This is a genomic window from Terrimonas rubra (genome assembly GCF_042686025.1).
Lineage (GTDB): Bacteria > Bacteroidota > Bacteroidia > Chitinophagales > Chitinophagaceae > Terrimonas > Terrimonas rubra.
On the sequence record NZ_JBHUOZ010000003.1, the window covers coordinates 1661622 to 1686009 of the forward strand.

The 24388-nt window shown below is 42.0% G+C and carries 22 protein-coding genes; 21 read left to right on the forward strand and 1 reads right to left on the reverse strand.

Annotated features, from left to right (window positions below; translation table 11 throughout):
- Positions 1-99 precede the first annotated feature (99 nt).
- From ACFS6H_RS16145 to cdd, 4 genes are all read left to right on the forward strand, one after another.
- Positions 100-2193, forward strand: coding sequence for a family 20 glycosylhydrolase (locus ACFS6H_RS16145; protein ID WP_386101207.1), 2094 nt, complete (start codon positions 100-102; stop codon positions 2191-2193).
- A gap of 60 nt (positions 2194-2253) precedes the next feature.
- Positions 2254-3285: a dipeptide epimerase gene (locus ACFS6H_RS16150; protein ID WP_386101210.1), complete on the forward strand. Its 1032-nt coding sequence runs from the start codon at positions 2254-2256 to the stop codon at positions 3283-3285.
- Positions 3286-3724: 439 nt separating this feature from the next.
- On the forward strand, positions 3725-5329 hold the full coding sequence (gene lepB / locus ACFS6H_RS16155; RefSeq protein ID WP_386101213.1) for a signal peptidase I: 1605 nt from the start codon (positions 3725-3727) through the stop codon (positions 5327-5329).
- Between the two features lie 60 nt (positions 5330-5389).
- Positions 5390-5878: a cytidine deaminase gene (gene cdd / locus ACFS6H_RS16160; protein WP_386101216.1), complete on the forward strand. Its 489-nt coding sequence runs from the start codon at positions 5390-5392 to the stop codon at positions 5876-5878.
- Between the two features lie 172 nt (positions 5879-6050).
- Here the strand turns inward: cdd and ACFS6H_RS16165 are convergent, their stop codons facing one another.
- Positions 6051-7409 carry an MATE family efflux transporter gene (locus ACFS6H_RS16165; RefSeq protein ID WP_386101219.1) on the reverse strand — a complete coding sequence of 453 codons (1359 nt, stop codon included), beginning with the start codon at positions 7407-7409 and terminating at the stop codon, positions 6051-6053.
- A gap of 124 nt (positions 7410-7533) precedes the next feature.
- Between ACFS6H_RS16165 and ACFS6H_RS16170 the strand changes: the two genes are divergently transcribed.
- The 17 genes from ACFS6H_RS16170 (at position 7534) to ACFS6H_RS16250 (ending at position 24381) form a co-directional block, all read left to right on the forward strand.
- Positions 7534-8358: a DUF3822 family protein gene (locus ACFS6H_RS16170; protein ID WP_386101222.1), complete on the forward strand. Its 825-nt coding sequence runs from the start codon at positions 7534-7536 to the stop codon at positions 8356-8358.
- A complete protein-coding gene (locus ACFS6H_RS16175; RefSeq protein ID WP_386101225.1) occupies positions 8346-8882 on the forward strand; it encodes an RsmD family RNA methyltransferase in 537 nt (178 codons plus the stop codon). The genes ACFS6H_RS16170 and ACFS6H_RS16175 overlap by 13 nt, the downstream gene beginning before the upstream one ends.
- A 208-nt stretch (positions 8883-9090) precedes the next feature.
- The gene (locus ACFS6H_RS16180; protein ID WP_386101228.1) at positions 9091-9660 is read left to right on the forward strand and encodes a 5-formyltetrahydrofolate cyclo-ligase; all 570 of its coding nucleotides are present in this window, start codon (positions 9091-9093) and stop codon (positions 9658-9660) included.
- A complete protein-coding gene (gene lpxK / locus ACFS6H_RS16185) occupies positions 9650-10723 on the forward strand; it encodes a tetraacyldisaccharide 4'-kinase (RefSeq protein WP_386101231.1) in 1074 nt (357 codons plus the stop codon). Before ACFS6H_RS16180 ends, lpxK begins: the two co-directional genes overlap by 11 nt.
- Before the next feature lie 3 nt (positions 10724-10726).
- The gene (gene rnr / locus ACFS6H_RS16190; protein WP_386101234.1) at positions 10727-12742 is read left to right on the forward strand and encodes a ribonuclease R; all 2016 of its coding nucleotides are present in this window, start codon (positions 10727-10729) and stop codon (positions 12740-12742) included.
- A gap of 22 nt (positions 12743-12764) precedes the next feature.
- Positions 12765-13730 carry a polyprenyl synthetase family protein gene (locus ACFS6H_RS16195; RefSeq protein WP_386101237.1) on the forward strand — a complete coding sequence of 322 codons (966 nt, stop codon included), beginning with the start codon at positions 12765-12767 and terminating at the stop codon, positions 13728-13730.
- 239 nt (positions 13731-13969) lie between these two features.
- On the forward strand, positions 13970-14626 hold the full coding sequence (locus ACFS6H_RS16200; protein ID WP_386101240.1) for an Imm19 family immunity protein: 657 nt from the start codon (positions 13970-13972) through the stop codon (positions 14624-14626).
- 48 nt (positions 14627-14674) lie between these two features.
- Positions 14675-15316, forward strand: coding sequence for a DNA alkylation repair protein (locus ACFS6H_RS16205; protein ID WP_386101243.1), 642 nt, complete (start codon positions 14675-14677; stop codon positions 15314-15316).
- A 104-nt stretch (positions 15317-15420) separates the two neighbouring features.
- The gene (locus ACFS6H_RS16210) at positions 15421-15696 is read left to right on the forward strand and encodes a hypothetical protein (RefSeq protein WP_386101246.1); all 276 of its coding nucleotides are present in this window, start codon (positions 15421-15423) and stop codon (positions 15694-15696) included.
- A 66-nt stretch (positions 15697-15762) separates the two neighbouring features.
- Complete coding sequence (locus ACFS6H_RS16215) at positions 15763-16089, forward strand: hypothetical protein (protein ID WP_386101249.1); 327 nt, start codon at positions 15763-15765, stop codon at positions 16087-16089.
- Positions 16090-16350: 261 nt separating this feature from the next.
- Entirely contained in the window at positions 16351-16890 is a 540-nt protein-coding gene (locus ACFS6H_RS16220) for a DUF2975 domain-containing protein (protein WP_386101252.1), read from the forward strand.
- A gap of 3 nt (positions 16891-16893) precedes the next feature.
- Positions 16894-17109 carry a helix-turn-helix domain-containing protein gene (locus ACFS6H_RS16225; RefSeq protein WP_386101255.1) on the forward strand — a complete coding sequence of 72 codons (216 nt, stop codon included), beginning with the start codon at positions 16894-16896 and terminating at the stop codon, positions 17107-17109.
- Positions 17110-17116: 7 nt separating this feature from the next.
- Complete coding sequence (locus tag ACFS6H_RS16230; RefSeq protein ID WP_386101258.1) at positions 17117-18595, forward strand: alpha/beta hydrolase-fold protein; 1479 nt, start codon at positions 17117-17119, stop codon at positions 18593-18595.
- Between the two features lie 77 nt (positions 18596-18672).
- Entirely contained in the window at positions 18673-19107 is a 435-nt protein-coding gene (locus tag ACFS6H_RS16235; RefSeq protein ID WP_386101261.1) for a hypothetical protein, read from the forward strand.
- A gap of 582 nt (positions 19108-19689) precedes the next feature.
- Positions 19690-21393: an amino acid permease gene (locus ACFS6H_RS16240; RefSeq protein ID WP_386101264.1), complete on the forward strand. Its 1704-nt coding sequence runs from the start codon at positions 19690-19692 to the stop codon at positions 21391-21393.
- Between the two features lie 268 nt (positions 21394-21661).
- On the forward strand, positions 21662-22687 hold the full coding sequence (locus ACFS6H_RS16245; protein WP_386101267.1) for a Smr/MutS family protein: 1026 nt from the start codon (positions 21662-21664) through the stop codon (positions 22685-22687).
- A gap of 359 nt (positions 22688-23046) precedes the next feature.
- Positions 23047-24381 (forward strand): DUF3472 domain-containing protein, encoded by a 1335-nt coding sequence (locus ACFS6H_RS16250; RefSeq protein ID WP_386101270.1) that lies wholly within the window; start codon positions 23047-23049, stop codon positions 24379-24381.
- Positions 24382-24388: the final 7 nt, after the last annotated feature.

The following is a 24388-nucleotide window of genomic DNA, read 5'->3' on the forward strand; positions in this document are numbered from 1 at the left end:
AATCGTTTGCATAAATAATTTTGCTGCATTTTGCCAAAATACTGACCAGTAAAGCGTTTCAGCTGCTGAATATATTGTAGTTTTCTGCAAAAAACTGACATGATTGTTTTGCGCCTGTTCTTTTTATGTTGTATTGTTTCCTTACCCGTTTGTTTATTTGCCCAACCCGCTACTGTTAATCCAAAACCATTTGTGATCCCTGCCTTACAGTCATGGCAGGGAAGCCAGGGTAGTTTTGTACTGGGTAATAAAACAAGACTGGTAGCGAATACGGCGCAACAGAAACAGTTATTACCTGTGGCCAACCTGTTTGCACGCGACCTGGCGGCCACTACGCAGTTTAAGCCGGTGGTTAGCCCCCTTACCCCCAAAGCCGGTGATATTTATATGCAATTACTGACCAATGACACCACATTGGGTGCAGAAGGCTATACGATCAGTATTGATGAGTTCATTACTATTAAAGCCAATACCACCAAAGGTATTGTATGGGGCACCCGTACACTTTTACAGATATTGGAACAGGACATAACCCATACACATATACCCAAAGGCCGGATCAAAGATGTACCACAATACGCGGTAAGAGGGTTTGTACTGGATGCCGGGAGAAAATTTTTTCCTTTGCAATTTTTGAGGGACTATGTAAAGCTGATGTCTTATTATAAGATGAACGATTTTCATATTCATTTAAACGATAACGGCTTTAAAGATTTTTTTGGTAACAACTGGGACAGTACTTATGCCGCTTTCCGCTTAGAGAGCAGTACCTACCCGGGACTTACAGCCAAAGACGGCAGTTATACAAAAAAGGAGTTTAAAGCATTACAGGAAGAAGCGAGGTTGTATGGTGTGAATATTATCCCCGAAATAGATGTGCCTGCCCATTCGCTGGCCTTTACCAGGTTATTTCCCGAAATAGGCAGTAAACAATATGGCATGGACCACCTGGACCTGGAGAACCCCAAAACCTACGAGGTTATTGATAATGTTTTTAAGGAATACCTGCAGGGACCTGATCCTGTTTTCAGCGGTGAGACCGTTCATATTGGCACCGATGAATACGCGAAGAAAGAAGCGGAGCAGTTCAGGAAATTCACAGATCATTATATCCGCCTGGTAGAAAGTTATGGGAAGAAAGTAAGATTATGGGGTGCACTGACCCATGCGGCGGGTAGCACACCGGTAAAATCGGAAGGTGTAACCATGAATGCCTGGTATAATGGTTATGCTGATCCCAAAGAAATGATAGCACAGGGTTATGACCTGATCAGCACACCGGATGGATGGCTGTATATAGTGCCTGCCGCCGGTTATTACTACGATTATCTGAACCTGAAAAAATTGTACAGGGAGTGGACACCGAACATGATCGGCAACCAGACATTTGACCCAAAACACCCACAGGTAAAGGGTGGTGCCTTTGCTGTTTGGAATGACCACCCTGGCAATGGCATTACGGCCAAAGATGTACACCACCGGGCTTTCCCGGCCATGCAGGTGCTGGCGCATAAAATGTGGGCCGGCGCTGATACCGTTTTAAAATATGATCAGTTTCATCAGCAGGCTGACAGGATAGGTGAGGGACCATTGCTAAATGTAATGGGACGCTACAGGTTAAAAGACGCTTTATTGTTGGATTATGATTTTACCAAAGCCAGTACACAACAAACGGTAAATAAACTGGTAAAGAACAAGGCCACTATTAATAAGAACGGTTTAAACCTGACCGGTGGCACCAGTTATATACAAACCCCCTTTACAGGTATAGGGTATGATTATACTGTATCTTTTACCATAAAAGCTGATGCGGGTAATAAAGCCGGTACGACTATATTTTCATCGGATGATGCCGTGGTAAAACTAATGCAACAGCAAACCGGCAAGCTGGGTTTTTCAAGAGAGGGGTATGATTATTATTTTAATTATACGGTGCAGCCGGGTGTATGGACAAAAATTGTTATTACCGGTAACCACAAGGGTACTTCTTTATATGTGAACGGGCAACTGGTGGAGAAACTGGAAGGCGCTGTAAAAACCTTTCCTAATATCGACAAAAAGAACGCAAAGGTACAGACCCTGTTTTTCCCCCTGCAATATATAGGTGCTAAAACAAACGCATTTAAAGGCAGTATACAAAAACTACAGGTATTTAATAAAATACTGTCGCCACAGGAGATCACCGGCTTATAATAATTACGGGCAGTTTACGGTGGTAAATTTATCTTTGCAGCCTTATTGTAAATTATAAGTATGAAAGTTAACTGGTATCCGCATAATCTGCCGTTTCAGCATCCGTTCACTATTTCCAAAGGAACTAAAACGCATCAACCGTCCCTGGTAGTATCCTTAGAGCAATTTGGCCTCACGGGCTATGGTGAGGCCCCGGCCATTACTTACTATGATATTACTGTAGAAAAAATGATGGCCGACCTGGAGCTGAAAAAAATGTTCGTAGAAAAGTTTGCGTTTACCGAGCCTTCGCGTTACTGGCATTACCTGCATCACTTATTACCGAAAAACCCTTTTTTGGTTTGTGCGCTGGATATGGCCGCCTGGGACATGTTTGGTAAATTAAAAGGCAAACGCCTGGATACTTTATTTGCTAACGAGTTAACGCCTGTGGCTCAGCCACCTATCTGTGATTATACTATTGGTATAGATACTGTAGAAAAGATGGTGGCCAAAATGAAAGAAAAACCCTGGCCCATTTATAAAATAAAGGTAGGCACCGCCAATGATATAGCTATCGTAAAAGCTTTAAGGGAAAATACCGACGCCGTGTTAAGGGTGGATGCCAATGCCGGCTGGGACCTGGATACAGCCCTGGCACTTATACCACAGTTAAAAGAATTAGGCGTAGAACTCATTGAACAGCCCCTGGCCAAAGATAACTGGGAGGGTATGAAAGTATTGTTTGAAAGATCGTCCCTTCCTTTATATGCCGATGAAGCCTGTGTGTTTGAGCAGGATGTGGAAAAATGCGCCGGTCATTTTCATGGCATTAATATCAAACTGACCAAATGCAGCGGTATAACGCCTGCCTTACGCATGATTAAAAAAGCACGTGAATTAAACCTTTCCGTGATGGTGGGCAGTATGAACGAATCTACGGTAGGTTCGGCCGCTATTGCACACCTGATACCTTATATTGATCATGTGGACATGGATGGGCCTTTGTTACTGGCAAAAGATATTGCCACGGGGATAGCATATGATATGGGTAAAGTGATCTACGGCAACGGACCGGGATTGGGAATTGTGTACAAAGGGAATGAAGAATGATGAGTTATGAATGATGAATTGAGAATTAGGAATTACAAGGAGGTTTCATCTGCGAAAATCTGCGGACCTATCACCATTATCTGCGGGAAAAAACCGGCACTTAACTACAGTATATAAACAGTTTTTTAAAGTACTAGATCACAGTTGTTTTGTAAACAAGCAAAACGTTCATCTGCGAAAATCTGCGGACCAATCATTCTTATCTGCGGGAAAAAAACGGTGTTTAACTATTTCAGATAAACAGTTTCCCCAACAGGAAGTATATTATATCTTCATTAAAAGCTGTTTCCTAATCGGCATTATTGGCAGGAAATAAAATTAAAATAAGTTTTAAGCAACTATTTCCTTGTTAAATCGCCCGGTAAAAAGCCCCGTTCACCCATTTTAGCATCATTTTCCAGTTTAAAACGATACATTTGTTGGCTAAAAAAACAGGTTCATGCCAGTACAGGATATATTGATAGTTTATTTGATCAGCATTCTTTTAGTTTTTTTACCATCATACGGTTTATCAAAATTATTTCCCAAAGCAGGGCAGGAAGCCTGGAAGGCTTATGTTCCCTTTTATAATACCTGGGTAATGCAGGAGATAGCGGGCCGTCCGAAGCACTGGGTGTTCTGGCAATTTATCCCGGTAGTAGGCTGGTTTATTACACCTGGTATCTTTATTGAGTTTGCCAAAGTATTTAACCGTTTTTCGTTTTTAGAACATATCTGTGCCTCCTTATTTGCGCCGTTTTATTTTCCCTGGTTGGCCCAGAAAGTAGATGCTGCTGCAAAAGACACCGGCAAAAAATACGGCAAGGATTATATAGCCCGTTTTATTGGGCCGGAAGCAGTACGTAAACATAAAAAAGCCGCCTGGCGTGAATGGGTGGACGCTGCCATTTTTGCCATTGTTGCGGCAACCCTCATCCGTACTTTTATTTTTGAAGCCTATACCATTCCTACCAGTTCAATGGAAAAAACCTTACTGGTAAAAGACTTTTTATTTGTAAGTAAACTAAGTTACGGTACCCGTATTCCCAATACACCCTTATCCGTTCCTTTCCTGCACAATTATATGCCGGGCAGTAGCGGTTACAAATCATACTCTACGGCTATTGAAATACCTTACCGTCGCTGGTTTGCCTCACCGGTTAAGCGTAATGACAATGTGGTATTTAACTATCCTGAGGGAGATACGGTGATCAACCGGCCGGATTTTCAATCCGCACAACCTTATTATGATATCATCAGAAACCTGGATGGTACTTTCAATGATCAGACACGTCAGCAGATACTCTCCAACCCCGATTACCCGATTGCCGTACACCCGGTGGATAAAACGGATAATTATATTAAACGTTGTGTGGGCATTGCGGGTGACAGCATAAAAATTGTGAACGGTATTTTATATGTCAACAATGAACCGGCTTTTGTTTCTCCCACATCGGCCACTTACTATACTTTCAGTTCAGTAAATAATGTGGCTATCGGCACCGATTATTTAACAGATGCCGGTATCCGCTTAAACCAGAACGACGGGATGAACGATTTTATGGGACCACAGGGTAACAGCACTGAGTATAAGATCAACCTGACCCTAACGGAGCTGGAGATATTGAAAAAACTCCCCCTGGTAAATGCGGCTTCCATTAAAAAGGAAATTGACCCTGACGGCATTTACGCCACTTTTCCACAGGACACCACCTACTTTAAAAACTCCAGGGATAATTTTGAGCAGATATGGATACCTAAAAAAGGAGGCACAGTACAGTTAACGCCTAAAAACATGGCTTTATATCGCCGTGCTATTGGCTTTTATGAGCATAATAAACTGGAAGAAAGAGGAGGTAAAGTGTTTATTAACGGGCAGGAAGCCACTACTTATACCTTTAAAATGGATTATTACTGGATGATGGGGGATAACCGCCATAAATCGCAGGACAGCCGTTACTGGGGCTTTGTACCCGAAGACCGGATCGTAGGCAAGGCCTGGATGATCTGGTTCAGCTGGGAAAACGGACCACGATGGAAACGGTTGTTTAACATCATAAAATAAGTTACCTTTAACTGCCCCTTTCACAGGGGCATTTTTGTCTTTTAAACCTTTGTTTACAGTATGGAAAAAAAACAGATCGCCTTTACATACGAGTTATATACGAATAGTGAGGAATTAACACCACAGGATCAAAACCTGTTAAACCAGGCCCGCCGGGTAACGGAACAGGCCTATGCCCCTTACTCACAGTTTCATGTGGGTGCTGCCGCCTTACTGGCCAATGGCGAGCTAATTACCGGCACCAACCAGGAGAATGCCGCTTATCCCGTTACTATCTGTGCCGAGCGGGTTTTACTGGGTATTGCGGCCATGTTACACCCCGATACGCCTATTGAGACCTTGGCTATCTCTTTCTCCTCCGAACACCGCGATGCCGCACACCCCATATCACCCTGTGGTATGTGCCGGCAGGCTTTGCTGGAATACGAAGGTCGTATGCAGCAACCCATCCGTATTATACTCTCGGGCCAAAGCGGGCAGGTATATATTATTGAAACGGCAAAACAGTTATTGCCCTTTGCCTTTACCAGCAGCGAGTTAAAAGATTAATGAAGCCTAGTTATGAATGATGAGTTATGAATTATGAATGTTGAATTATGAGTTATGAATAACAATGAAGGTGCAAACTTTCTGACTTTCGGTCTTCCCAACTTCCCGACTTTCCGTCTTCCTGACTTTCGAACTTACAGTCTTACTGACTTCCTGACTTCCTCCAATAACCTTAAATCACTTTATGCTTCCACTTGCCACTACGCAAATACATATACGATAATAAAAATAATAAACTCCAGTATAACAATTCCGAACCCCAGGCCCATACCAGCGACAGGTGATACACGTGTAACACCAGGTAAATATATAAGCTATATACAGCGATAGTCACCAACTCAATTGCCAGGTTCACCTTTGTATTGGCCGTACCGGTAACACCATTTAGCCAGACAGTTCCCACCGACATCATCAATAAGCCGATAGAAACGATCCGTAACACCGGTGTGGCATCAGCTATAAAATCGGGTCCCTGCCCGTAAATGGATAAAACAAGATGCGGGAAGATATTAATGAGTACACACATCACCAGCGTAAAACTAAAACTCAGGCGGGCAATCTTACTGATAATATACAATACCAGTTCCTTCTTTCCCTGCCCGATAATATTACTCACCATGGCATTACTGGTATTAGCAAAGGCCCACATAAAAATGCCAAATACGCCAAACATATTCCGGATGGCGTTACTGATGGCCAGCGGCCGCGGACCATGCTTTTCAATTAACAGGTAAAACAATAACCAGGCGCCTACACTTAATACAAACTGCAATACCAAGGGAGATGATTGTTTAAAAATTAAACCTGCCGTTTGCGGTCTGAATTTTAAATAACTGAACAGGCTAAACTGCCGGTTAAACTTTTTATAATGTATAAGGCCCAGTACTATGGCAAGTCCTGTTATTTCGGCACATACAGAAGCTATGGCCGCCCCGTTAAACCCAATGGCATTAAAACCAAACCTGCCGTATATTAAAGCATAATCTAAAAATATATTCAATACCGCTTCTACAAAAAACGCATACTTCAGGTACTTACTGTTATTGGTACCTACCAGCATGGCATTACACATCTGGAACAGGTATAAAAACGGTAAACCCAATATCCGGATCAGCGAGAACTCAATAGCATCTTTACGGATGGCCTCATTCTGTATCACCGCCCCAAAAAAATAGGGTGCCGCCAGGTAACATAATAAAATACTGAAAGCCGCAAAAAGCAGGGCAATCCAGACAGACTGGGAGAATAACAGGCCAATATCATGACGGCGGTTTTCCCCGGCACGGCGGGCAATCAGTGCCTGCAGGCCACTGTTGAGGCCATTACCTACCAGGGCAAACACCAGGTAATACACACCGGTAATGCCCGCAGCACCCAGCTCCAGCTCGCCCAGGCCGCCCAAAAAAATGGTATTGGCCACAAAATTGATCTGTGGTACCAGCAGGGCCAGCGAAATAGGCATGGCAATTTTTAATATCTGCCGGTTGCTGGTGCCTACCCGTAAATCGTTATGTGGTGCTATGCCTGCCATAAAAAAGGCAACAAAGCTACGGCAAAGCATTCATTCCCCATGTTTTATTATTGTATCCATTTGTACTATTTGTACCGCCCTAATGGGTATTTTTTGTTAACATTGCAGCTGAAAACGAGCAGATTTGAACCAGATATATAGCATAAAAAACAATAAAGAAGTAGCAGTAAAAGAGCAGGCGCTGGCATTGTGCGTAGGCAAAACTTTTTTAGGTTTCTCCATTACCGGTCATGATGGGGCTGTACTGCAATCGCTGGCCTGGCATACCGGCACTGTAGTGGACAAAAAAACAATTGCTGATTTTTTTGATACCTATCCCGAATTATCAACCGGTTTTTCGCAGGTAAAAATTGCCTATAATTTTCCGCAGAACATATTGGTGCCCTTTAAATTTTATAAAGAAGAGGAGAGCGGGCAGTTATTAAAAAAGCTTCACCTGGTAAGCAATTTTGATATTATTTCCAATGACCGCATTGCCGGCTGGCAGATCTGTAATGTATTTGCCGTACCGGAGGAAATTTACCTGGCCATTAAAAACAAATTTCCGCAGGCGCAATATGTGCATCAGCATACGGTAAGCATTCACCAGTTGACCAACCTGCCGGGCAACGGCAGTTTACAGGTAAACTTTGGTGGCACTGAGTTCAGTGTGGTGGCCGAAAACGACGGGCAATTATTACTGGCACAAACGTATACTTATAAAACGCCGGCCGATGTATTACTGCAGCTATTATCCTGCTGCCAGCAATACAACCTGGAACAGGAAAAAGTAAAACTGGTTCTCTCCGGTTTAATTACGCAGGAATCGGCCCTGTATAAAGAGCTGTACCAATACTTCATCCATATCGACTTTGCCGCGGTTAACGGCTGGCAATTCAGCGATACGGAAGAAAATTACCCCGCGCATTTTTTCACTCCTTTAAACCAATTGGCCACATGCGTATTATAGCCGGCGAGTATGGCGGACGTAAGTTTAACCCGCCTTCCAAAATGCCTTATACCCGTCCTACTACCGATATTGCCAAGGAAGGACTATTTAATGTACTGCAGCACCAGCTGGACATGGAAGGCCTTAAAACCCTTGACCTCTTTGGCGGCACCGGTAATATCAGCTACGAACTGGCTTCACGTGGTGCAGAAGATCTTACCCTGGTAGAAAAGGATAACAACATGTTCGCCTTTATCAAAAAAACCATAGAACAATTAAACATTCCGGGCATTAAACCTGTTAAAATGGATGTGTTCAAGTACATACAGCAATGCACCGAGCAATACGACTTTATTTTTGCCGGCCCGCCGTATGCACTCACCACCATTGATGAATTACCCAAACAGATCATAGAAAAAAAATTGCTTAAACCCGGCGGTATATTTGTGCTGGAACATACGCCCCGCAACGATTATAAGACTTTTGAAGGCTATAAAATGGAAAAGAACTACGGCACCACCATCTTTTCTTTTTTTACCGTTTAATTTTTTGTTACCAGCTGCACCGCTTTGCTCATCAGTCGTTGCGTCGCACACTTGTACGTCCGGTAAGGCTATTGAACAGTAGAAAGCCAGAATAGAGAAAGACGGGGATACCGAAAGTCAGTAGATAGTAAGTTAACAAGTCCTTTGTCATTCATAACTCATCGTTCATAATTCATAATTCTCCAGTATGAACCATTAACCACTCCTCATGTTAAAAAAAGAACTCCGCGCCATATACCGCCAGAAAAGAAAAGCATTAACCGCAGCTGAAAAAAACAAGCTGGACGATCTGCTGCTGATCCAGTTTCAAAACATTCCCTTGCCGCCGCTTCAGACCATTTTAGCCTATGCGGCCATTGACGAGAACAATGAACCGCCTACCGACCTGATGGTGGATTACCTGCAATACATGATACCGGAGTTGCAGATCGCTTACCCCAGGAGTAATGTACCTGCACAGGAAATGGAAGCTGTATTAACGGATGAAACCGTTTTTTTTGAGAAAAATGAATGGAATATTCCTGAGCCCGTTGGCGGCATAACAATTGCACCGGAACAGCCGGAACTTATTTTTATACCCTTATTAACGTTTGATACAAAAGGTTACAGGGTGGGATATGGCAAAGGTTTTTATGATAAATACCTGGCCAATTGCCGCCCCGATATCATTAAAATAGGCATCAGTTATTTTGAACCGGTTAAGGAAATAACCGACCGCAATAATTTTGATGTACCTTTAAGTTATTGTATCACACCGCATAACACATATGTTTTCTAATTTTTTCTTACGTTCTTTCCGTATTTTGTTATTACCGGTAGCCCTGGTTTACTGGCTGGTCATTACCATCCGTAACTGGCTGTACAACAAAAAAATCTACAAATCCACCGGCTTTGCCTTACCCATTATCTGTGTGGGTAACCTGGCCGTAGGGGGCACAGGAAAATCGCCCATGGTGGAATACCTCCTGCGTTTATTGGAAAACAGGTTTAAACCGGCAACCTTAAGCCGTGGTTATAAACGGCGTACAAAAGGATATGTACTGGCCGGGGATACTACTACCGCCCTTGATATTGGTGACGAACCCATGCAATTCCATATCAAATTTCCGGACGTTCCCGTAGCCGTGGGTGAGGAAAGGGTAGTGGCCATTCCCTTATTATTACAGGACAAACCGGAAACCAATGTCATTATCCTGGATGATGCCTTACAGCACCGTGCGGTACAGGCAGGGTTAAACATTTTACTCACCGACAGCAGTAATTTATTTACCAGGGACTTTTATTTACCCACCGGTGATCTGCGTGACCTGAAATCATCATACAAAAGAGCCGATATTATTGTAGTAACCAAATGCGATCCGGCACTCACAGCAGCTGAAAAAAATAAGATCATAGCCGAAATAAAGCCATTACCACACCAGCAGGTATTTTTCACTACTACCAGATATGGCAAGGCCTACCATCTTTTTACCAGGGAGATCGTTAACATTACCATGGATATGGAAGTATTGCTGGTAACCGGTATTGCCAACCCGGCACACCTGAAACAACTGCTGGAAAAGCACACAGCTTCCTACCAGTTATTGCAATACCCGGATCATCATATTTTTAATATTGATGACCTGAAAGAGATACGCAAAAAATTTAACACCATTGACAACGAAAATAAAATTATCTTAACAACTGAAAAAGATGCTGTTAGGTTATCAAAATTTCAATCGGACATGCACGATGATCCTGTGTATGTAATTCCTATTGAACACCATTTCCTCTTTAATGAAGGCGAAATATTTGACCAGGCAGTTCTGCAATTTGTAAGCACAGTTAAACCAATTATATAAACTATGGGGAAGAAGCATTCGCAGAAGAAGAGCACCAAAAGAAGACACGAAGCAGGCGGCAGCGCCGGTACGGTAAAAGGCACACTGGACATTACCCGTTCGGGCATGGGCTTTATTATTGTTCCTGACCAGGAAACTGACCTTATTATACGCCCGCATGACTTTAATACGGCCATGCATGGTGATACCGTTTTAGTAAAAATAAAAGCCGGCGGCGGGCGCAGGCCTCAGGCCGAAGTAAAAACCGTTTTAGAACGTAAACGTACCGACTTTATCGGCAAGCTGGAGATGAATGACGGCTTTGCCTTTGTAATAGTGGATGGCGATAAACCCACACCTGATTTTTATATTCCTTTAAACCATATCAATAACGCTAAAAACGGCGACAAAGTAGTGGTAAGGCTGGTAAAATGGGAGCAGGGCGATAAACGCCCGGTGGGTGAAGTGGTAAATGTACTGGGCGAGGAAAATATGAATGACGTGGCCATGAAGGAGATACTGCTGGATGCCGGCTTTCCTTTATCCTTCCCCGATGATGCACTGGAAGTAGCTGCCCGTATTCCCGATACTATTTCCAATGATGAAATAAGCCGCCGTAAAGATGTACGCGATATTCTCACCTTTACCATTGACCCGGTAGATGCCAAAGACTTTGACGACGCCATTTCCTTCCGCATATTAAAGAACGGCAGTTACGAGATCGGGGTACATATTGCTGACGTAAGCCATTATGTAGAGCCGGAGAATGCCCTAGACAAAGCGGCCTATGGCAAAGCCACATCGGTTTACCTGCCCGACAGGGTGAATCCCATGTTGCCGGAACATATTTCCAATGTGCTTTGTTCTTTAAGACCCAATGAAGATAAACTCACCTTCTCCGCCATCTTCCAGGTAAATGCACGGGGCGATGTAAAACAATACTGGCTGGGCCGTACCGTGATACATTCTGACCGTCGTTTTACCTACGAGGAAGCACAGGAGATCATTGAGACCGGCGAAGGCGATCATGCCGAAGTGATCAAGATTTTAAATAGTATTGCACAAAAATTACGCAAACAAAGGTTTGACAAAGGCGCCATTAACTTCTCTTCCCAGGAAGTACGTTTTAAACTGGACGAAGCCGGTAATCCTATTGGTATTGTAGTAAAAGAAAGCAAGGAGGCCCACCAGCTGATTGAAGAATTTATGCTGCTGGCCAATAAATACGTGGCGCAGAATGTTGCCAAAATACAGGTAAAGGGTAAACCTTTACCATTCCCTTACCGCGTGCATGATACTCCTGATGAAGAAAAACTATTGCCCTTTATAGCCTTTGCCAATAAATTCGGCCATAAGTTCGACAACTCCTCGCCGGAAGCAATTGCCAGCTCATTTAACCAACTGTTAAAAGATGTGCATGGTAAACCGGAACAACATGTGCTGGAGCAACTGGGCATCCGTACCATGGCCAAAGCCAAATATACCAGTGAAAACATCGGGCACTATGGCCTGGGTTTTGAATATTACTGTCATTTTACCTCGCCCATACGCCGGTACCCGGATATTATGGTACACCGCATATTACAGGAAGTACTGGATGGCAAGACCCTGGTGGACAAACGCATGGAAGAGAAATGCAAACACTGCAGTGACCGGGAAAAAGCCGCCATGGATGCAGAGCGTACGGCCAATAAATACAAACAGGTGCAGTATATGCAGCAATTTGTGGGGCATGAGTTTGAAGGCGTTATCAGTGGTGTAGCCGCATTCGGCTTCTGGGTAGAAACGGTAGAGCATAAATGCGAAGGGCTGGTAAGTGTGAACAACCTGATGGATTATGATGAGTTCCGTCATGTTGAAAGCGAATACTGCCTGGTAGGCATGCGCAGCGGTAAGAAATTCAGGATGGGTGATAAAGTAACGATAAAAGTACTGGCCGCCAACCTGGAAAAACGCCAGCTGGATTACGACTGGGTAGTGGATGCAGATGCGGAAGCAGCAGCACCGAAAAAACAAAAAACAAAAAAGACGAAACGATAACGATAGACCTTATTTTTACGGCATGAACTCCTTTGAGCATTTATCCCAGCAATTTGCAAAAACATTTAACCAGCCGCAGTTCCCGGCCACACCGGCCACCCTGTACCAACCCAATGAGTATTTTTTACAAATTGGCGGTAAGCGGGTGCGTCCCGTGCTCTGTTTAATGGGCAATGAACTGTTTGATGATCTTAAACCCGAAGCCTATGAAATTGCCACCGCCATTGAGCTATTCCACAACTTTACCCTGATACACGACGATATCATGGACAATGCGCCATTACGTCGGGGTATGCAGACCATCCATACCAAATACGATAACAGCACCGCCATTCTTTGTGGCGATGTAATGCTGGTAAGGGCTTATGAGCACCTGTCATCGGTACAATCGCCCTACCTTACGCAATTGCTGCATTTATTCAATACCACGGCCCGCCAGGTTTGTGAGGGGCAGCAGATGGATATGGACTTTGAAAAACAGGACAATGTCTCCCAGGACGATTATTTAAAGATGATCGAGCTGAAAACATCGGTGTTAATTGCTGCCAGTCTGAAACTGGGCGCCATCATTGGCGGCGCCAGCCAGCGTAACCAGGATAATATTTACCAGTTCGGGTTAAACCTGGGCCTGGCTTTCCAGGTACAGGATGATTACCTGGATGCTTTTGGCGACCCGGAGAAATTTGGCAAGCAGGTAGGAGGTGATATTCTTGCCAACAAAAAAACCTTCCTGCTCATTCATGCATTGGAAACTGCCAATGCCGAACAAAAACTGCAACTGGAAGAACAACTCAACAATAATTATCCGAACAAAGTTGCCAAAGTATTACAGTTGTACCGCGATTGTAAAGTGGACGACTGGGCCCTGCAATTAAAAAACACTTACCTGGACAAAGCTTTCAACTACCTGGAAGAAATTGCGGTATTATCGGCACGTAAGCAGCCATTGTTACAGTTGGCGGAGTACCTGGTGAAGCGGGATGTGTAGGGGGAGAGTTCATGGTTAATAGTTCATAGTTAATGGTGCTTTATAAGCTTCATAACATTATTTGCTGTACGAAGCTTATAGCTTCGTAATATTATTCTGTCGCCTTTGGCGACATATTGCTGCTATAATTTAAGCATTATATTTTATACCGAATTGCCAAAGGCAATAAAATAATGATTCAAAACTACAAGTTTCGAATAGCTGGTAGCTGGATATAATTTTATACGCAATCTTGAAAAATGATCCGACAAATTACAAAAGAAGAACTGACAGACAATTCATTTTTTTGGTATGCTTATATCTGCTGGTTCAGGGGCTATGATGATAAAAATGAATTGAATATTGATGAAGTACTTGAAGTTATTGATATAGATCGTGAAGAGCTATATAAATGGGAGCAGGAATTTTTTCCGGAAAATGAGAGCGAGGAGGCTATACGATTTGTCAGAGGGGAAATTGATGAAAGTATTTCCTTCCATTTCGAATTTCAAAAATACGAAGTTGTATTTTTTATTAATGACCTATACATCGGCAATCTGGGAGGACATTTTGAAGCATGGTTTCTTACCTGGGAAGAGCTTTTAGCATTAAAAACAGATAGCTATCTGTTCCTTTTATTATTACCGATGACAGGAGTCGAAGTTCATCAATTTGCAGCAGCACTTGAGCTTATTACCAATCAATTAAAGACAATTCCAAAATTTGAAGATAAAGCTGGCTATATTGCGGATTGTATACTAAACGGGTTAAAGACCAGTGGGCCGTTTTTTAAGCAGGAAGGAGTGGGCATTGTAAATAAAGAAAACCATAGTGTAAGAAATATTGAAAAATACCCAAGGTATACTGAGGACGTGATTAAGTTAAATGATATTTTGAAAACAATAGTGGATAAATAATAAGAATATCACTGAAAACAATACATCAATAATCCCACAATACAGAATATGAAAACTTCTTCAAAAGCTGCACATATCCTGCATAGCATAAATGATAAAACAAAACTGGGAGATTTACGGACAATAGCGAAAGAAATAAAAAAAGATCATGACCTCGCTATGGAATTATGGCGTTCCGGTAAGTTCCTGCCAAGACAGTTATCTATTTTGATCATGGACAGCAAATTGCTTTCGCAGGAATTTATTGACCAACTTGACAAAGATATCCGGTCTCACCCTTTTGATGAACGGAATCAGTTAACGGACTGGTTAATGGCCAACCAGCTTACAAAAGATAAAAAAACAATTGCACTGATCAATTCCTGGGAAAATAGCTCTTCTGCTCTTCAGAGACGGATTTTCTGGTATTACCAGGCAAGATTGAGATGGATGGGGCAAACACCTCCCGAGAATACCGGCCACTTATTAAAGGTCATTGAAAGTAAAATCAGCAAAGAAGAGCCGGAAGTGCAATGGGCTATGAATTTCACTGCCGGCTGGATCGGTGTATATGAAAAGCAATACCGGGATCGTTGTATTGCACTTGGAGAAAAAACCGGTCTTTATAAAGGTGAAATGGTATCAAAAGGTTGTACGCCCGACTATTTACCCGAATTTATTGCGATTGAAAGCGGTAAAAGAAATCTTTAACCAACGATTGCCAAAGGCAATAAAATAATTGTTCGAAACTACAAGTTTTGAACAGCAAAGGCAGTCTGTAAAACATAGTCAAAAAAATCTCATAAAAAAAGAATATGAAGTTAACCGATTTCATTAAGAATATTGAACATGTGGATAGGGATACCATCATTTTTCAAGAGTATCAGGATGACGCTAACTCTGATATTATTCTCGCCTATGCTGAAGATGATAGTGTAATAAGAGAAGAAAATGGACGCAAATACTTTTATTTGATAGAAGTATTCTTAGCAAAAGAGTTTGTTGAAGATTGGAAAGCAAGTTTAGATTATACACCCACTATTGAAGAAACTGCGAAGCGCTTATATGAGTATGGCTGTAATGATGCCTAATAATTATGTTGAGAGATATGTAATCTCATTGATAGACTCTTATACAAGAGAACTAAAATTATAATAATGGAACACCAACAACAACTTGATATTCTTATAAGAAGTTTAGACCTCCTGGGTTCATCTATAGAAGATCTGGAAAAGACGCTACCAGCATTTGTATATGATATTGGCGAAGACGTTATTTCTGAATTTGAAAATGGTTTTTTATTACTTTCACAACTTATCGAAAACAATATGTTATCAACTGGTTCCATTGTATCGGTGTTAAGACTCAATAATAAGGTACAGTGGTGTTTAAGGAATATCGGTGAAGAGGATTTTTCAAATGAAGAATGGAATAAAGTAAGAGTATTAGCAAAACTAACCTCCCAATTGATTACTAAATCTTAAGGAAAACAAAATACATAAATTTATCTGGCGCGAGTCTTCCGAAGGGAGACTCGTGTCTTTTAAACCTGTCCTGATTATATCAGGAAGGAACCATTAACCCTCACCAATAAAGAAGAATTTAATACAATCACACAAGACAATAGTCTCTTAAATAATACTCCCTAATTTTAATATTCAAACAATATTTTCTGAATAAAGGCCTATATTTATTGTTTATCAATAAATATTTATTACTTTTGCCGTATCTAATTAAATAAACTTATGCATTCAAAAACTAACAACTTCATATACTGGGGTTTATATGTCATAGTCTGGCTCATTTTTGTTGGCCTGTCTATAGAAGCAGGTGGTTTACTGGTGAACTTCTTTTTCAGCCTGTATAATCCCGAAATGGTCCATAACCTGTACCAGAAACTTGACTTATCTGAAATGTATAATCGCAACCAACTCGCTTTTTATGGCATTTATAGTTTTATTATAACAAATGCGGTATTAAAAGCCGTCATGTTTTATATCGTTATCAGGTTGATGCACACCATGAAACTTTCACAACCATTCACCCGTTTTGTATCCGCACAAATTTTACGCATCAGTTATTTTACCCTGGTTATTGGACTGCTTAGTTATATTGCAAGGCAGTGGACTAATAACCTGGTGCACCGGGGTTATACAACTACTGGCTTAAACCAGTTTTTGGATGACAGCCAGGCTTTTATTGTAATGGGAGCGGTGATCTATATAATTGCCACCATTTTTAAAAAAGGTATCGAATTACAGGAAGAAAACGATTTAACCGTATAAACTATGCCGATCATTGTAAACTTAGATGTAATGATGGCAAAGCGGAAAATATCGCTGAATGAGCTGTCAGAAAAAGTGGGACTCACACTTTCCAATCTCTCTATTTTAAAAACAGGAAAAGCAAAAGCCATTCGCTTCAGTACGCTGGATGCCATCTGTAAAGCCCTGGACTGCCAACCGGCCGATATTCTTGAATATGTAGAGGATGGTAAAAACTAATTCTTTTATGAAAACAATTTTCATAACAACTGCTGTATTATTGCTGAGTTGCTGCATACATGCCCAGCATAATGAAAACATTACCATTGGTAAAAAAGAGGTTATTTATTCCAAAGCCCTGGGGGAAAACAGGACAGTCTGGATCTATACACCCGGTATGACATCCCCGGTTATAACTCCCGGTAAAAAATACCCGGTATTGTATGTACTGGATGGCGAAGCTCATTTTTTTGCCACTACAGGTATTATTCAGCAGCTTAGCCAGGCTAATGGCAACGGGGTAGTACCGGAAATGATCGTAGTAGGCATTGAAAACACCAGCCGGTTCAGAGACCTTGTACCATCAAAAGACACAAAAAAAGTGAATCCGTTTGCGGACTTCTTATCTGCTGAGCTTATTCCCTATATAAATAAACATTATCCTGTTGCCCCTTACAAGTTACTGGCAGGACATTCACTGGGCGGACTTACAGCCATTGATATGCTTACCACATCGCCCGGACTGTTTAATGCATATATTGCTATTGACCCGAGTATGTGGTTTGATAACGAATGGTTCTTGAATAATGTTATTACCCGGTTACCACAACAAAAAATGAACGGTGAACGGTTATTTATTGGGATAGCGAATACCATGCCTGCGGGAATGACGATGACCGGGCTAAAGAAAGATAAATCCGGCGAAACAGCACATATACGTTCTATTGTAAAACTCGGTACATTTTTAACTGCCAATACAAACGGCCTGCAGTACAGGCAAGAGTATTATGAAAAAGAAAGACATAATACCGTACCCCTGTTAAGTATATATGATGGCTTACGTTTTATTTTTGATTATTATTTTTTAGATGCCGGCGAAAAGGATTTTGCAGATACTACAGCAGCAATTGCTAAAAGACTACAATCACATTATGCCAAGGTATCGGCTAAAATGGGCTATAAAAATGCAGCGCCGGAAACCTTTGTCAATTACCTGGCTTACGATGCGCTGGTGAAAAAACAGTATACCAAAGCAGATGCATTATTTAAGTTAAACCTGGAATGGTACCCGGAAAATGTTAGTGCTTATGATGCCTATGCCGGTTATTTTTTAAACAGGAAAGATACCCTGAGTGCCATTGGCTACTATAAAAAGGCTTTACTGGTTAAACCGGATGCAGTGGTGCAGAGAAAACTGGATATATTAGCCATGAAGGAAAACGCAGTTCCGGCACCGGTAAAACTGGATCAGTATGCCGGAGTATATATTTTAGAAACCTATAATATTCCCATCGTACTGGAGATACGTAATGCTCAGTTATGGGCCAAAGTGCAGGGAGAGCAGGATGATGAACTTGAATGGCTTGCAGAAAATGTTTTTACTGTTAAAGGAAAACAAGGTTATAAGATCACCTTTCACATGAAGGATGGGAAACCAGCAGGCTTTACCTCGGTACAGCCGAACGGGACGTTTAAAGCCATTTTTTCGGATAAACAACCGGAATAATACCGTTCTTTAACGTTTATATGCGGAGTTGAAGCAGTTAAAAGATATTGCCTGTACACACCAAAAAATTATTTATTATGATGCTGATTGCAAGATTTTTGATAGTTGTCATACTATTCATACCTGCGAAAAATTTATTTAGCCAAACAAAACCGGCAGTAAGATTTGATGGTCTTTACCAAACGGTAAGTGAAATAGACTCACTTAATAATGACACCACCTATAATTTTTTACGGTTTTACCCGGACGGAAAAGTGTTAAGCGTAACCTCGAGAGGTAATGCCCATGACCTGAAAAAGTGGTTTCATTTAAAGCAGGAGAATCCATCAGTGGGTCTGTATGAAATAGTAGCCAACCGGATATATTTTTCCACAACAAGTGAGGAAGGTACGGTTGTTTATGACGGGGAAATTCATGGCCAATATTATCTTACGTTTACCCTGAAAAGTCTTATTAACGGGTATACCCACCAGGAGAAATATTATTTTATAAAAATTATTGGTTTGAAATAAATCTAACTGGCGCGAGTCTTCCGAAGGGAGACTCGTGTCTTTTAAATCAGTCCTGATTTTATCAGGATAAAACAACAATCTGTCGCTTAACTGGCGTAAGTCTTTCAAAGGGAAATCCATGCCTTTTAAATTAACCCTGATTATATCATGATTAACTGACTTAACTGGCGCGAGTCTTCCGAAGGGAGACTCGTGTCTTTTAAATCAGTCCTGATTTTATCAGGACAAAACAAAAACCTGTCGCTTAACTGGCGTAAGTATTCCAAAGGGTGATCCATGTCTTTTACATTAGCCCTCATGCTATCAGGACCAAACAGGGAACCCACTGCCCAAAGGCTGCCGGATGGAAGCGGTAGCTGGCCGGTGAAGCGCAGGGTAGAGTAGGGCTTGGCCGGCCACTACAAGCGTACAGCCGGAACTGAAGCTGATAGTAGTACTGCAGCTGACAGCCCCGAGACCTGACTGATCATGAGATCATTAACCTACAAGAAGAATACCCATGCGTTCGGGACGATTCTAACTTTTTTACTATACTTTTTATTTTTTTCCTTACTTTACCTGCTTAATTATAAACCACAACTAATGGCAAACCCGCTATTTCGTAAAAAGAGTATCGATAAAATTAAGGCAGAGTATGAGGCAGGCCAGTCCGATCATCATGGTGGCGGGTTAAAGAAAGTACTGGGTGTACGCGACCTTACTTTTTTGGGCATAGCAGCCGTTGTGGGCGCCGGTATTTTTTCTACCATTGGCGGAGCTGCTTTTGACGGCGGCCCCGGTGTATCGGTATTATTTATTATTACCGCCATTACCTGTGGTTTTTCGGCCCTTTGTTATGCCGAGTTTGCCAGCCGGGTACCGGTAGCGGGTAGTGCCTATACTTATTCCTATGTAACATTTGGTGAGCTCATAGCCTGGATCATTGGCTGGGCCCTGATACTGGAATATGCCATTGGTAATATTGTAGTGGCCATATCATGGAGCAGTTATTTTAATAATTTACTGGTCCATTTATTTAATATTCACCTGCCGGACTGGATGCTGGTTGACCCCGGCACCGCCGTACATGCATTTAATACGGCAACCACCGAAATGGCCACTGGCCTGGTGACCGATCCGGAGAAAATAAAAAGCTACCAGTTTGCCATTGAGGCCTATAACAGTGCACCAATGGTAGCAGGCTACCGCATATTCTTTAACCTGCCGGCCTTTATTATTGTAGCCCTCATTACCTGGGTGGCTTACATTGGTATTAAAGAAAGTAAAAATTCCGCCAATTATATGGTGATCTTCAAGATTGCTGTGATCATATTTGTGATTGTAGCGGGCGCTTTTTTTGTGGATACCAATAACTGGCGGCCATTTATGCCCAACGGTTTTGAAGGCGTTTTAAAAGGAGTATCAGCCGTGTTTTATGCCTATATTGGCTTTGATGCCATCAGTACCACCGCCGAAGAATGTAAGAACCCGCAGCGGGATATGCCGAGAGGTATGATCTACTCCTTACTGATCTGTACCGGCCTTTACATTTTAATTGCCCTGGTATTAACGGGCATTGAGAACTATTCCAAGTTTGATGGCGTGAATGATCCGCTGGCCTTTGTATTTAAAGAAAGAGCGCCCTGGATCGAAACCATTATATCCATCAGCGCCGTAGTAGCCACCACATCGGTATTACTGGTATTCCAGATAGGTCAGCCACGTATCTGGATGGCCATGAGCCGGGATGGATTATTACCCAAGAAATTCCAGAAAGTACATCCTAAATTCCAGACCCCTTCCTTTGCCACTATTGTAACCGGCATCCTGGTAGGCATTGGTGCTTTGTTCCTGGAAGGCGACCTGGTAACTGACCTTACCAGCATCGGTACCTTATTTGCCTTTGTACTGGTATCAGGTGGTGTGCTGTTATTGCCACCGCGCCCCAAAGAACCCGGCAAGTTTAACCTGCCTTATATCAACGGGCAATTTATTGTACCGGTTTTACTGGCAATATTCTGCTATTTCTTTTGGGACAGGATCAATGATGCCGTGGTAAATATTGGTCATGAGAGCTACCAGAAAATACTATTCCTGGTATTTATTCTCTTTGCCGCCATATTCAGCATACTCACTTTTATACGCAAATACTCACTGATACCCATTATGGGGGTACTTACCTGTATGTACCTGATGATAGAAATTCCGGCCGTAAGCTGGCAATGGTTCTTTATATGGATGGGCCTGGGCCTGGCTATTTATTTCTTTTATGGTTACAGGAACAGCAAGTTAGCGAAAGAGAAATAAAGTCAGATTTAAGAAGTCAGAAGTAAGATTTGAACAGCTTTACTATTCATGATTCTTTTCTGTAGACTGATTATACATACGAATGTATTCGCATACTGATCATTACCGGTTGGGAGGTTCCCATTTGGCTATCAGATCATAGCCCATATTTTCACATTTTTTCCAATGGGAACAACATTACCAAATTTCCAAATTGGCTAATTACCAAATTCTTTGTTTTACCTTTGCAGCCAAAAAGAGGTAATTCCTCTTCAATTTTTACTTATTTATGAAATATCAGATTGGCGATACGATCATTGTGCTGCAGACCGACGAAGAAGGGAAAGTGGTGGAGTTTATTAATGATAAAATGGTGCTGGTAGAGATACGTGGCGTACGTTTCCCGGTATATCTAGACCAGATAGATTTCCCTTATTTTAAACGCTTTACCCAAAAAAAAATACAGAATATACCGGTTAAAAAACAACTGGAGGACCTGCCCAAGGAAAAAAGGGTAAGCCTGGCTGACCGTAAAGAGGATGGGGTATGGCTGAGTTTTATTCCCATTCTGACCACTGATGAATTTGGGGACGATATAGTGGAATCCCTGAAAATCCATGTGATCAACCGTACCAAAACAGCTTTTAACTTTTACTACCAGTTATTCTTTTTAGGGGAGAAGGATTTTGAGTTAAAGAATAATATCCAGCCCTTCCAGGATTTTTACCTGCATGATATTCCTTTTTCGGACCTGAACGACAGCCCGGTATTTAACTTCCAGTTCAGTCTTGTGGTAGAACAAAAAAATAAAGCCCCTTATTACGAAACACAGGTAAAACTAAAGCCCAAACAATTGTTCAATGCCATTGAAAAGATCAGGCAGAACAATGAGGCCATGTTCTCGCACATCCTGTTTGAAACCTACCCCGATAAAACCGAGGACCTGGTTGATAGCCTGGGCCTGGAAAAACTAACGGCCAAAGGGTATAAAGTGTATAAAGCCAGCGAGGCCCGGGAATATTTAGAGCCGGCCCGCAGCCTGGTGGACCTGCATATTGAAAAGCTGACGGATAACTGGAAAAAGATGAGCAATTTTGAGATACTCACCCTCCAGCTACAGACTTTTGAAAAATACTACGACCTGGCCGTGGCCCACCGCCAGCCTTCACTCATCATTATCCATGGAGTAGGCGAGGGACGTTTACGGAATGATATCCACGAAAGCCTGCGTTTGAAAAAAGAAGTAAAATCCTTTGTTAACCAGTACCATCCCAATTATGGATACGGCGCAACGGAGATATGGTTTCAGTATTAGACATTAGTATTCAGCTATCAGATATTAGTATTCAGATGATAGTATTTAGATAATAGTATTTAGATATGAGATTTGAGATATCAGACATTAACAAAGCTGGTTCCGGAGTTCTGTCTGAATACTATTACTCCATACTATATACATACTACCGGCACTAAATTTTAGAGATCAGGCATTGACTATCCCTATTCCGGGGGACCTATCTAAATACTATATACTCTATACTGTATACTATCCCCAAAAATAGGCGAATCGTTTGCATGATTTATCTATACTACATAATACTAACTTCACAGGGCCAGCATTCATAATGCGACCATTTTACCTGCCTGTATTATAAAGTATCATAAATTTTTCAAATGAAAATAGTAAGTCTGTTAGGCGTAGTAGGCCTGGGTTTGATGATGTCCGGCGTTAAAAATAATTTTACCGACACACCCGTTAACGATCCCTCTCCGGTATACGCCATGGCTGATGACTGGCAAACCGTACCGGTTGGTGGCAACTCCTGGGTAACAAAGCCCGGACAAAGTAAGGAAGAAGTACGTAACGATGGCTGGCGTAACTGGCAAAACAGCGAAGCGGTGTTCAGCACATTTGTAAAGCTGGATAAACCCGGCAGTTTACAGGTAGCAATAGTAGCCAACGCCGGGGGTAATAATGCCACGGTTGAAATAAGCATCAACGGCAAAGCAAAAAAAGTAAAGCTGACCGGCGATGGTGAACAAAGTTTTGAGGCCGGTGAATGGCAGATTGCTGGGGCCGGTTATGTACAGATCAATTGCAAAGGCGTTCAGAAAACGGGCAGCCAGTTTGCAACGGTAACGGCCCTTAAAATAAAAGGCACGGCTGTGGACACCAATACCCAATATGTAAAAAACAACGAAGGCAATTTCTTTTACTGGGGTCGCCGTGGCCCTTCGGTACACCTGAATTATGATCTTAACAAAGAAAAAAACATTGAATGGTATTACAGCGAGATCACTGTACCCAAGGATAATGATGTGATCGGCTCTTACTATATGGCCAATGGTTTTGGCGAAGGTTATTTTGGTATGCAGGTAAACGCTGCCACTGAAAGAAGGGTATTGTTCTCTGTATGGAGCCCTTTCAGTACCGATAACCCTAAAGAAATACCCGACGATCATAAAATACTGTTGTTAAAAAAAGGAAAAGAGGTGAACACAGGCGAATTTGGTAATGAAGGTTCAGGCGGACAAAGCTTTTTACGCTTTAACTGGAAGGCCGGCAATACCTATAAATTCTTATTACATGGCGTTCCTGCTGCAAATAACTATACCAATTACACCGCTCATTTCTTTGCACCGGAAGAAGGTAAATGGCGTTTAATTGCCAGCTTCAGCCGTCCAAAAACCAGTACTTATTTAACACGTTTTCATTCCTTCCTCGAAAACTTTAATCCTGCTACCGGCAATATCAGCCGTAAAGCTTACTACCATAACCAATGGATGCGTACGGCAACCGGCGAGTGGAAAGCAGTGGATAAAGTAAAAGTAACGGTAGATAATACCGGCCGCAAAAAATACCGGCTTGATTATGATGGCGGGGTAGAGAATAATATGCCCTTTATGCGCAACTGCGGCTTTTTTAACAGTACTATGCAGGTAGATGGGGTCCACAACTTCACACCATCGAAAACTGCACCAGTTATTGATTTTACAGCACTCGATTAATATATTA